Genomic DNA, 11504 nt, shown 5'->3' with positions numbered 1-11504 from the left:
ACAGCCCGACGTGACCACAGAACAGAACGAGTCCACCGAACACGACGCCTCCATCGCCGCGTACGGAACCTGGCCGTCGCCGATCGACGCGGCACTCGCCGCCTCGCACGACGGACGCCCGGAGTACGTCGGAACCGTCGGCGAGGAGGTGTGGTGGACCGAGCCGCGCCCGGCCGAGGGCGGCAGGCGTGCCCTGGTACGCCGCCGCGCGGACGGCGGCACCGAGGCCGTGCTGCCCGCGCCCTGGAACGTCCGCAGCCGGGTCATCGAGTACGGCGGACAGCCGTGGGCCGGGGTCCCGCGCGCCGAGGGCGGCCCGCTCGTCGTCTTCGTCCACTTCGCCGACCAGCGGCTGTACGCCTACGCCCCCGACGGCCCGGACGAACCCCGGCCGCTGACTCCCGTCTCGGACACCGGCGGCGGCCTGCGCTGGGTGGACCCGGAGCTGCGCCTGGAGCAGGGCGAGGTCTGGTGCGTCCTGGAGGAGTTCACCGGCGAGGCGCCGACCGACGTGCGCCGGGTCATCGCCGCCGTACCGCTGGACGGCTCGGCCGCCGAGGACCGCTCCGCCGTACGGGAACTCTCCGACGACCGGAACCGGTTCGTCACCGGACCGCGGCTCTCGCACGACGGGCGACGGGCCGCCTGGATCGCCTGGGACCACCCGCGGATGCCGTGGGACGGGACGACGGTGATGCTGGCCGAGGTCACAGAGGAGGGCACCTTCACCGGCGTACGCCCGCTCGTCGGCGACATCGACGAGTCGGTCTGCCAGATCGAGTGGGACCGGGACGGCACGCTGCTCTTCGTCTCGGACCTGGGCGACTGGTGGGAGCTCCAGCGCATCCGGCCGGACGCCGTGGCGGGCGGGGCCGTCCCGGCCAGCCGGCTCTGCTCCGGCCGGGGCGAGGAGTTCGGCGGGCCGCTGTGGAAGATCGGGCTGCGCTGGTTCCGCCCGCTGGACAACGGGCTGATCGCCGTCATCCACGGCCGGGGCTCCACCCGGCTCGGCGTGCTAGACCCGGAGACCGGGGAGCTCGCCGACGTTGCGGGCCCCTGGACCGCCTGGGGCGAAACGCTCGCCGTACGGGGCAGCAGGGTCATCGGCGTCGCCGCGAGCCCGCGCAGCGGGGCCGAGGTGGTGGAGCTGGACACCGCGACCGGACACACCCTGACCATCGGCGCGCCCCACCACGACGCGGTCGATCCCGCGTACTACCCCGAACCGCGCGAGCGGACCTTCACCGGTCCCGACGGCCGCGAGATCCACGCCCATGTCCATCCGCCCCGCAGCCCCGTCCGCACCGGCCCCGAGGGCGAACTCCCGCCGTACGTGGTCTGGGCGCACGGTGGCCCGACCGGACACGCCCCGCTCGTGCTCGACCTGGAGATCGCCTACTTCACCTCGCGCGGCATCGGGGTGGCCGAGGTCAACTACGGGGGTTCCACCGGCTACGGCCGCCGCTACCGCGAGCGGCTGCGCGAACAGTGGGGCGTCGTCGACGTCGAGGACTGCGCCGCGGTCGCAAAGGCGCTGGCGGACGGGGGCGAGGCCGACCGGGACCGGCTCGCGATCCGGGGCGGCAGCGCGGGGGGCTGGACGGCGGCGGCCTCACTGACGGCCACCGACCTGTACGCCTGCGCGGCCATCAGCTACCCCATCCTCGACCTCGCGGGCTGGGCCATCGATGAGACCCATGACTTCGAGTCGCGCTACCTGGAGTCGCTCGTCGGCCCGTTCGCCGACGTGCCGGAGCGCTACCGCGAGCGTTCCCCGGTGCACCGCGCGGACCGCCTCACCACACCGTTCCTGCTGCTCCAGGGGCTCGACGACGTGATCTGCCCGCCCGTCCAGTGCGAGCGCTTCCTCGCGGCGGTCGCGGGCCGGGGCATCGCGCACGCGTACCTCGCGTTCGAGGGGGAGAGCCACGGCTTCCGGCGCGCGGACACCATGATCCGCGCACTGGAGGCCGAACTCTCCCTGTACGCCCAGACGTTCGGAATCGACCGTCCCGACGTACCGCGGCTGGAGCTGAGGAAGTGACCCGGCGACCGCCGGTCTCCACGGCCGCGCCCGGCCCCGGAGCCCCGTCGGAACCCCTCGTCCGGCCCGCGCGGCTGCGGCCGGGAGCCCGGGTCGCCGTGGTGGCCCCCAGCGGTCCGGTGCCCGCCGACCGTCTGGAGGTGGGCCTCGACCTGCTGCGCGGCTGGGACCTGGAACCGGTGGTCGCGCCCCATGTCCTCGACGTCCACCCGGAGTTGGACTACCTCGCCGGTACGGACGAGCACCGTGCCGCCGACCTCCAGAACGCCTGGTGCGATCCGTCCGTCGATGCCGTGCTGTGCGCCCGTGGGGGATACGGGGCGCACCGCATGGTCGATCTGCTGGACTGGCGCGCGATCCGGGCGGCCGGGCCGAAGGTGTTCGTCGGCTACAGCGACATCACCGTGCTCCATGAGGCGTTCGCGCTGAGGGCGGGGTTCGCGACGCTGCACGGCCCGATGACCGCCACCGAGGTCTTCCTGAAGGACGCGGCCACCCAGGAACACCTGCGCGCCACCCTGTTCGCTCCCGAGACGGTGCGCACGCTGGGCCTGGACACGGCGGCTGCCCTGGTACCGGGCCGTGCCCGGGGCATCCTCCACGGCGGCTGCGTCAGCATGCTCGCCGCCGACCTGGGCACCCCGCGTGCCAGGACGTCGGCCCGGGGCGGGCTGCTGCTCATCGAGGACATCACGGAGGATCCGTACCGGCTCGACGGCATCCTCACCCGGCTGCTCCGGGCCGGGGCGCTCGAAGGGCTCTCCGGTGTGGTGTGCGGCTCCTGGGAGAACTGCGGGCCCTACGACCGGGTGCGGGCCGTTCTCGCCGACCGGCTCGGGGGCCTCGGCATACCCGTGGTCGAGGAGCTGGGCTTCGGGCACTCCCCGACGGCTCTGACCATTCCGCTGGGCATCCCCGCGGTGCTGGACGCCCCGGCGGGCGGCGGCCGTTGCACGCTGACGGCCGAGGTCCCGGCCCTGGTCTGAGCCGCCGGCGCGGGAGGTCCGCGCCGGCGTCGGCGTCCAGCCGCGGCCCCTGGGCGCTCCGACTGCCGGATCAGGCCTCCGCTCCCGCCTCCGCTCCGGCCTCCGCCTCCTTCCCTGCGGACGCCCGTGCTCCTGCCGCGAAGCCGGTCCGCCGGCCGTCTTCGCGGCGGCGGTCCTGTCCTGTGTGCGGAAGGTGAACATCCGTCAAGAAACGTTGCCTTGTGCGTTGACACGGCTATGACGCCTGTCACACCATGAGCGCGGCCCAAGACTTACCGGTCGGTAAGGTGTCCTCGGTGTGGAGGTCTACGTGTCAGGTGCTGTCTCCGGATTCCGCAAGCCGCTCGTCGCCGTCGCGGGGGCGGCCCTCGCCGCACCGCTCGCCCTCGCCGGGCCCGCCCACGCCGACGCCGGCCGGTACACCGTCACCTCACTGAAGTTCACCGTCCAGGCGGACGGCCGCTCCTGCACCGTCGACGCCGACCTCTACCGGCCCGCCGGGGCCGACGCCGCCCACCCGGCACCCGCGGTGCTCGCCACCAACGGCTTCGGCGGCAGCAAGTCGGACGGCTCGACGGACGCGATCGGCAAGGCGTTCGCCGGGCGCGGCTATGTGAGCCTCGTCTACTCCGGCCTCGGCTTCGGCGAGTCCGGCTGCCTGATCACCCTGGACGACCCCGCCGTGGACGGCCGCGCGGCGAGCGGGCTCATCGACTTCCTCGCCGGGACCCGCGCGGCGGACGACGGCACCCGGGCGGACTACATCACCCAGGACGGCGCGGGCGACCCGCGCGTCGGCATGATCGGCGGTTCGTACGGCGGCGCCATCCAGCTGGCCACCGCCTCCGTCGACCGCCGAGTGGACGCCCTCGTACCGCTGATCACCTGGAACGACCTCGGCTACGCCCTCGCGCCGAACAACACCGGGGCGAGCGCCGGGGTCTCCTCCGACACCCCCGGTGTCTTCAAGTGGCAGTGGACCAACGGGTTCTACCTGATGGGCGAGGGACAGACCGTCCTCAACCCGAGCCTCGATCCCTCCCGGTTCGGCAGTCTCGACTGTCTGCACTTCGCCGCCCGCGCCTGCGAGACCATCCGGCTGCTCAACTCCGGCCGCTACCCCGCCGACCGGGCCACAGCGATGCTCGCGTACGCGCGCGGAGTCTCCCCCGTCTCCTACCTGAGCCGGGTCGAGGCGCCCACCCTGCTGGTCCAGGGCCAGGCCGACAGCCTCTTCAACCTGAACGAGGCCACCGCCACGTACAAGACGCTCAAGGCGCGGGGCACCACGGCGAAGATGATCTGGCAGGCCTGGGGCCACAGCGGCGGCCAGGCCCCCGGCGAACTCGACCTGGGCCAGGGGAATCTGGAGACGAGCTACGTGGGACAGCGCGTCCTGGCCTGGTTCGACCGCTATCTCCGGAAGCGGACGGACACCGACACCGGCCCCGGCTTCGCCTACTACCGCGACTGGCGGAGCGGCTACGGCACCGCGGCCGGTGTGCCCTCCCTGTCACGGACGATGTACCTCTCCGGCGACGGCAAACTCGTCGACAACACGTCCAAGGTGATCCGAGGCAGTCGCCAGTACACCAACTGGCCGGTGCCGACCAGCCACTCCGAGAACTCGCTCGCCGGTCCCATCGGCCTGCCCGACCCGGAGCCGTACGACACCAAGGGCACCTACCTCGGCTGGACCAGCGCCCCGCTGGCCGCGCCCCTCGATGTCGTCGGTGCTCCGAAAGCCACCCTGAAGGTCGTCTCGCCGAAGACGGAACGCGTCCAGAACAGCGGCGACGCGGCCGACAAGCTCGTACTGTTCGCCAAGGTGTACGACGTGGCCCCGGACGGCAGCAAGAAGCTCGTCAACCGGCTGGTCTCGCCGGTCCGGGTGCCGGACGTCACGCTGCCCTTCACCGTGGAGCTGCCGGGCATCGTCCACCGGTACGAGGCGGGGCACCGGCTCGAATTCGTGATCGCGGCCAGCGACACCGCGTACTTCGGCAACCGCGGCATCAAGCCCGTCACCGTCGTCAGCGCGCCCGAGGACGCGGGAACGCTGGAACTCCCCGTGGTGCCCGCCGGCTGACCGGCTCCGCGTCACTCGAACGGACGCGCAGCCACCGCCCCCGGACCGAGGATGGGGACATCCTTGGATCCGGGGGCGGCTGTCGTAGGGCGGTACGGCGCCGGGCCGGACACGAGGAGCCAGCGAAAGGGCCGGACCATGAGCCCCAAGGACGTATCGAGCGGCGGCAAGGGCGGTACGGGACTGGTCACGCCGGGGCGCGTCACGGTGGCGGTCGTGGCCGTGCTCGCGGTCGTCTTCATCTGTGTGAACACCGAGGACGTCACCATCCGGCTGCTGATCCCCGAGGTCTCGATGCCGCTCTGGCTCGCGCTGCTCGGCGTGTTCGTGGCCGGGCTGGTGTGCGGCGGCTATGTGTTCCGCCGGCGGGACAAGTGAGGGTGCGCGGGTCACGGCACGGGGCGTGGGCCACGTGACGGCCCTCGGGACGGCCCCGGGGGCAACGGCTCTCGGGGCAACGGCAGGCGGGGCAACGGTATGAGACGCATCGGTACGCGGCGAGGCGGCACCCGGGCGGGCGGTGAGGGCGGCGGCGGTGTGCCGGGCGACGACGACCGGCGGCAGCGTGTGGACCGGCCGGGCGCCCCGTCGTACGCTGGCCGGATGCCCGAGACGACCGACCTCCGCCCGGCCGCCGCGTACCTGGCCCGGGGGCCGAGAACGGCGTTGCGGCGCTTCACGGCGGCGGACGCCGAGGAGTTCACCGCCCGCGCCCGGGAGAGCCGCGCCCACCACCGTCCGTGGCTGTTCCCGCCGGAGCACGCCGACGCGTACGCCGTGTACGCCGGCCACCTCGCCGACGATCCGTCCAGGGAGGGCTTCCTCGTCTGTGAGCCCGCCGCGGGCGGCGCCATCGCCGGGTTCATCAACATCAACAACATCGTGCTCGGCGGATTCTGCTGCGGCGCCCTGGGATACGGCGCCTTCGCGCACGCGGCCGGCCGGGGACTGATGTCCGAGGCGCTCGGCCTCGTCCTCGCCCACGCCTTCGGGCCGCTCGGTCTGCACCGCCTGGAAGCCAACATCCAGCCCGGCAACGCGCCTTCGATCGCACTGGTCCGTCGCGCGGGGTTCCGGCTGGAGGGTCTCTCGCCGGACTTCCTCTTCGTCGACGGGGCCTGGCGCGACCACGAGCGGTGGGCGATCACGGCCCCGTGAGGGGCCGGCGGGGCGGCGGTGAGGTGCTGTCCGGCCGGGTGCCGATCGGCATGTGCCATATGCCCAGAATTCACTGTTCGCCATTGCGTTCTGTGAACGTCGCGGGCTTTCGGGAAACCCGGATGGGCAGGGACCTGCTGCGCTACGATGCCGATGTGGACAGCACCAATGAATCTCACGTGAACACCACCGCCCGTGCGTACGACGCCATCGCTTCTGAATATGTCACCCTTGTCGGGGACGGTCTCGCTTCCCTTCCGCTGGATCGATCCATTGTTTCGGCATTTGCGGATCTTGTCCTTCGGGACGGCACCGGACCGGTGGGTGACCTGGGGTGCGGCCCCGGCTATGTTTCGGCCTACCTGCACGGACTCGGCGTCAAGGTGTTCGGCGTCGACGCTTCTCCCGAGTTCGTCGGGCATGCGCGCAGGATTTATCCGGATCTGCAATTCTCCGTCGGTTCGATGACCACGCTGGACAATGCCGACGGAACTCTCGGTGGAATTGTCGCGTGGTATTCGATCATCCATGCCCCGCCGGTGGAAATTCCCAAGTATTTTGCGGAATTCCATCGGGTACTGGCACCCGGGGGACATCTTCTTCTTGGATTCTTCGAATCGGAGGAGGGCCCCTTGGTGCCGTTCGACCACAAGGTCGCCACCGCGTACCGGTGGCCGATCGACCACCTCGCGGAGGTGGCGGGGGCCGCCGGGTTCCAGGAGGTGGGCCGCATGCTGAGGCAGCCGCTGGAGAACGAACGATTCCGGCGGGGGCACCTGATCCTGCGGAAGGCGTGAGGGCGGTCCCGTCGTCCCCGGCGGGCGCGCGGCGACAGCCACGGCGTCTCGCGGCGTTGTCGGAACATCCGTGTACATCCCGTATGCGGGGTCCCTCCGCCTGCGACGCACCTGCCGTCCCTGTCCGCCGCCCAGCGCCGGGCCGGGACGGCGTCGGAGGTGTGGAAGGTGTCCGTCAGGAGTCCGTATCGGTCTCCGGCTCCTCCGTCAGGGACGCGGCAACAAGCCGTGTACGGCGGGCGCATCGGCGCTTCGATGAGGGGACGGGAACCGACTCGGGAGTGATGGCCCATGGACGAAACCGTCTGCCGTCGTGTGGTGGTCGGGGTGAGCAGCTCGCAGGGAAGCCTCACCCCGCTGCACCGGGCCGCGGCCGAAGCCCGGCGGATCGAGGGCGAGTTGTGGGCCGTGCTCGCCTGGGAGCCGCCCGGCGGGGAACTCGGTCACCGCAGCCTGCCCTGTCCGCCGCGGGCGGCCGAGTGCCGCAGTTCGGCGGGAGAGCGGCTGTGCCTGGCGCTCGATGCCGCTTTCGGCAGCGGTGGCCCCGGTGTCCCGCTGCGGCGCCTGGTCGTGCGTGGCTCGCCGGGACGGGTACTGGTGGAGACCGGCGGCCGGGAGGACGACCTCCTGGTCGTCGGCACGGGATCGCGCCGGTGGGCGCACCGCGTGCTCGGCCCGTCCGTGGCACGCTACTGCCTCGCCCACGCGTCGTGTCCGGTGCTGGCCGTTCCGCCCTCGCCGCTGGAGAAGGAGCTCGGGGCGGTGCGACGCAGCATCATCTGGCGGCTGCCGCTGGATACCCGGGAGCTGACCGGCCCGGTGCGTCCGAGGTCCGGCAAGGGGGAGGTGTCATGACGTCGCGGTCGCCGGAAGACCGGGCCTGACGGGGGTACCCCGGCGAGGAAGGAGAGGATCTCCGATTCGGCGCACGACCGGGCCGCCTGGTGGGTACGGCGGGCCGCCAGATCCACCACCGAGGCCTACTGGACAGCCCTTGGATTTCCTATGCCGCTCAAGGTGGCGAACGCCGACGACATGGCCGAGTGTGAGCCCGGGAACCACGGGCGGTCACGGGCCCGTGCTTCACAGGAACTCCGGCACGGCGGCGGGCAGCGACAGTGCCATGGTCAGGCCGCCGCCGGGGGTGTCCTCCGGTGTCAGGGTGCCGTCCATGGCCTCGGCCAGGCCCCGGGCGAGAGCGAGGCCGAGCCCCACCCCGGTCGTGTTGTCGGTGTCGCCCAGCCGCTGGAAGGGCACGAAAGCCCGGTCACGCTCGGCGCCCGCCAGGCCGGGGCCGCGGTCGATGAAGCGGAACTCGACCCGGTCGGCCAGCGCGCTCGCGGTGATCACGACCGGCCGGCCGGGCGGGCTGTACCGGACGGCGTTCCCGACGACATTGGCGATGACGCGCTCCAGCAGGGGAGGGTCCGCCACGACGGGCGGCACCCCGTCGGGGATACGGACCGTCACAGCGGCCGGGTCGCAGGGCAACGAGTCCAGAGCCGCCGGAAGCACCTCGCCGAGAGTGGTGGGCCGCAGGGCGAGGGTGAGGGCCCCCGCCTGGAGCCGGCTCATGTCGAGCAGATTGCCGACGAGCCGGTTCAGCCGGGCCATGGACTCCTCGGCCGTCGACAGCAGTTCGGACCGGTCCTCCTCACTGAATTCGACCTCGGTGCTGCGCAGGGAACTGATGGCGGCCCAGCCGGCGGCCAGCGGGGTGCGCAGATCGTGGCTGACGGCGGCGAGCAGCGCCGTACGCATCCGGTCGGCCGCCCGCACGGGCTCGACCTCGGCGGCGGCCTCGACGAGACGGGCGCGCTCGAGCGCCGCGGCCACATGCGCGGTGAAGGCCGTCAGGACACGCAGTTCGGACGCGGGAAGGGTGCGGCCCCGCAGGACCAGGTGGGCGTCCGGGCCGACCGGCAGGTTGACGGCGCCGCCGTCCGCCGCCGGCCGGTCGAGCAGCTCCACGGAGGCCATCGCGAAGGTTTCCCGCGTGCGTTCGAGCAGGACCGGCACCGCCTGGTCCCCGCGGACGATGGATCCCGCCAGCGAGGACAGCGTCTCCGCCTCGGCGGTGGCTCGGGCCGCGCGGCGCGACAGCCGCAGCGACCGGTCGACGATCGCGGCCACGGTGGCCGCGACGACCGCGAACACCAGGAGCGCGAGGATGTTGTTCGGCCCGGAGACCGTGAACTCGCCGATCGGCGGTATGAACCAGTAGTTGAGCAGCAAGGACGCCGTCACCGATGCCACGAGTGCGGACACCACCCCGCCGACGCAGGCCACCCCGACCACCACCACGAGGAACAGCAGGGCCTCACTCGTCAGATTGAGGCTGCCCCTGCTGCTGTCCAGCAGGAACGTCAGAACCACCGGGAGAACAAGGCCCGACACCGGCCCCGCGACGAGTCGCGCGGTCGGCAGGGTGCGCCGCCTCGACGGCAGGAGCCGGCCTCCGCCGACGCGCTCATGGGTCACCATGTGCACGTCGATGTCCTGCGACAGTTCGACGATCGTTTCGCCGATACCACGACCGGTGAGAAACCGTTCCAGGCGTCTTCGTCTGCTGGTGCCGACCACGAGCTGCGTGGCGTTCTCGGCACGCGCGAACTCGGAGAGCGCGGCGGCCACGTCGTCCCCCACGACGGAGTGGTAGCTGCCGCCGAGACTCTCCACCAGCGCCCGCTGGCGGGCCAGCGAGGCCGAGGACGTACCGCCGGCCAGCCCGTTGCTGCGGATGATGTGCACGGCCAGCAGGTCACCGCCCGCGCTGCGGTCGGCGATCCGGGCCGCGCGGCGGATGAGGGTCTCCCCCTCGGCGCCGCCGGTGAGCGCCACGACGACGCGTTCACGTGTCTCCCAGACACGGTCTATGCCCTGTTCGGAGCGGTACTTCTGCAGCGCCTCGTCGACCCGTCCGGCCACCCACAGCAGCGCCAGTTCCCGCAACGCGGTGAGGTTCCCGGGCCGGAAGTAGTTGGACAGCGCGGCGTCGATCCTCTCCGCCTCATAGATGTTCCCGTGCGCCATCCGGCGGCGCAGCGCCTCGGCGGGCATGTCGACGAGTTCGATCTGATCGGCGCGGCGCACCACGTCGTCGGGAACGGTCTCCCTCTGCGGCACACCGGTGATTCTCTCGGCGACATCGCTGAGCGACTCCAGATGCTGAATATTCACCGTGGTGACGACGTCGATGCCGGCGCTCAGAAGCTGTTCGACCTCCTGCCAGCGCTTGGCGTGCCTGCCGCCGGGAGGATTGGAATGGGCGAGTTCGTCGATGAGCGCCACCTGAGGACGCCTGCGCAGCACGGCGTCACCGTCCAACTCGGCGCGCTCACCGCTCCGGTGCGCGCCCGCCGCGCGAGGGATGACCTCCAGCCCCTTGAGCCGCTCCTCGGTGAGGGGGCGCCGGTGGCATTCCACGAGGGCCGCGACGACATCAGTGCCCCGCCGCGCCCTGCGGTGTCCCTCGTCGAGCATCCGGTAGGTCTTGCCGACGCCGGGGGCCGCTCCGAGGAAGACCTTGAGTCTTCCCCGTCCCACTTCTGATTCCGTCACCGCAGGCGCCTCCTCGCGCCGCACGCGCGGCCGGTCGCGGGGGCGTTCCCGCGTGGCCGCGGCGACGGGTGCTGCTGATCAGGATCGGCCGTGGGCGACGGCCGGGGGGCCCGGCGCGGCAACCTTGACGCGACCCTGATCCTGGCCGCGCGGGAGGCGTCCTTCGCCGTCGGAGCCTCCGCACGGCCGCCCGCCGGCCCGTGACGTCCCCGGGGCCGAGGAACCCCCCCCGCAGGCTCATGGCGGAGCCGAACCGCAGGACGGCCCGATCGGATCCCCTGCGGGTATGTGCCGCCCGGTGTCAGGCCCGCCCCGGCCCCCGGCGCCCCTTGTCATTGATCTTCATCGTGTCCATGTCCGTCACCGTGGAGCGCAGCTCGCCGTGGCCGTAGCCCTGTTCCCCCAGCGCGGTCCGTGCCCGGTCCTCGGCGATGGCCCCCGCCATCTCCTCGCCGTCCGCCGCGTCGGAGACCACCACATAGCGGAGGCTGAAGTGCTTGAGCACGGCGTCGTACGTCAGGGAGCCGTCCTCGGTGAAGCGCATCGCCGTCAGACCGTGCTGCTCCACCTCCGACAGCAGCCGGGCACGTGCGCTGTCCGTCAGCCCCTCCCAGGTGCCCCGGACGATCACCCGGTATGTGTGCTGCGTGGCCATCCTGTCGCCTGCCCTCCGTACGGAACCCTTGCGGACCGAAGGGTACGGCGGTCCGGCCGGGCGGCCCAGGGGATTTCCCCCGGCCGGAAGGCCGGGGAGGCCGTCCGCCTTTTCCGAAGTCCGGCGGCTCCGCCCCTGGCCGGGGCGGCATCCAGCGTGTTCCATGGTCGTCGGGGGCGCCCGGACCTGTGGCGGCCCGCGCGAGGGAGCGAGG

General features: G+C 72.3%; 9 protein-coding genes. 7 read left to right on the top strand and 2 right to left on the bottom strand.

Annotation, left to right across the window (positions count from 1 at the left end; genetic code table 11):
- The first annotated feature begins 10 nt into the window (after positions 1-10).
- The 7 genes from ABT170_RS15845 to ABT170_RS15815 all read left to right on the top strand — a co-directional run bounded on the left by ABT170_RS15845 (position 11) and on the right by ABT170_RS15815 (position 7929).
- Positions 11-2044, top strand: coding sequence for a S9 family peptidase (locus ABT170_RS15845; protein ID WP_351867754.1), 2034 nt, complete (start codon positions 11-13; stop codon positions 2042-2044).
- Entirely contained in the window at positions 2041-3030 is a 990-nt protein-coding gene (locus tag ABT170_RS15840; protein ID WP_351867751.1) for a S66 peptidase family protein, read from the top strand. Before ABT170_RS15845 ends, ABT170_RS15840 begins: the two co-directional genes overlap by 4 nt.
- A 298-nt stretch (positions 3031-3328) precedes the next feature.
- Positions 3329-5119, top strand: coding sequence for a CocE/NonD family hydrolase (locus tag ABT170_RS15835; RefSeq protein WP_351867748.1), 1791 nt, complete (start codon positions 3329-3331; stop codon positions 5117-5119).
- Positions 5120-5257: 138 nt separating this feature from the next.
- A complete protein-coding gene (locus ABT170_RS15830; protein WP_329946621.1) occupies positions 5258-5497 on the top strand; it encodes a LapA family protein in 240 nt (79 codons plus the stop codon).
- 225 nt (positions 5498-5722) lie between these two features.
- Positions 5723-6277 carry a GNAT family N-acetyltransferase gene (locus ABT170_RS15825; protein WP_351867746.1) on the top strand — a complete coding sequence of 185 codons (555 nt, stop codon included), beginning with the start codon at positions 5723-5725 and terminating at the stop codon, positions 6275-6277.
- A gap of 122 nt (positions 6278-6399) precedes the next feature.
- Positions 6400-7074 (top strand): class I SAM-dependent methyltransferase, encoded by a 675-nt coding sequence (locus tag ABT170_RS15820; protein WP_502970525.1) that lies wholly within the window; start codon positions 6400-6402, stop codon positions 7072-7074.
- A gap of 291 nt (positions 7075-7365) precedes the next feature.
- Positions 7366-7929 carry a universal stress protein gene (locus ABT170_RS15815; protein WP_351867740.1) on the top strand — a complete coding sequence of 188 codons (564 nt, stop codon included), beginning with the start codon at positions 7366-7368 and terminating at the stop codon, positions 7927-7929.
- 228 nt (positions 7930-8157) lie between these two features.
- On the opposite strand, the gene ABT170_RS15810 is transcribed toward ABT170_RS15815, so the two are convergent.
- Together ABT170_RS15810 and ABT170_RS15805 are read right to left on the bottom strand one after the other, a co-directional pair.
- Positions 8158-10620 (bottom strand): sensor histidine kinase, encoded by a 2463-nt coding sequence (locus ABT170_RS15810; protein WP_502970524.1) that lies wholly within the window; start codon positions 10618-10620, stop codon positions 8158-8160.
- A gap of 316 nt (positions 10621-10936) precedes the next feature.
- A complete protein-coding gene (locus tag ABT170_RS15805; protein WP_329946626.1) occupies positions 10937-11290 on the bottom strand; it encodes a DUF6204 family protein in 354 nt (117 codons plus the stop codon).
- Positions 11291-11504: the final 214 nt, after the last annotated feature.

Origin of the sequence: Streptomyces sp. NPDC001787 (assembly GCF_040297465.1) — a bacterium.
Classification (GTDB): domain Bacteria; phylum Actinomycetota; class Actinomycetes; order Streptomycetales; family Streptomycetaceae; genus Streptomyces.
Note: the sequence above shows the minus strand (reverse complement) of the source record. Positions and strands in the feature narration are given on the sequence as shown.

What these genes read in the sequence shown, in the direction of transcription:
- ABT170_RS15830 (WP_329946621.1), top strand. Translation starts at nt 5,258, where the DNA reads ATGAGCCCCAAGGACGTATCGAGCGGCGGCAAGGGCGGTACGGGACTG.
- ABT170_RS15825 (WP_351867746.1), top strand. Translation starts at nt 5,723, where the DNA reads ATGCCCGAGACGACCGACCTCCGCCCGGCCGCCGCGTACCTGGCCCGG.
- ABT170_RS15815 (WP_351867740.1), top strand. Translation starts at nt 7,366, where the DNA reads ATGGACGAAACCGTCTGCCGTCGTGTGGTGGTCGGGGTGAGCAGCTCG.
- ABT170_RS15805 (WP_329946626.1), bottom strand. Translation starts at nt 11,290, where the DNA reads ATGGCCACGCAGCACACATACCGGGTGATCGTCCGGGGCACCTGGGAG.
- ABT170_RS15820 (WP_502970525.1), top strand. Translation starts at nt 6,400, where the DNA reads ATGGGCAGGGACCTGCTGCGCTACGATGCCGATGTGGACAGCACCAAT.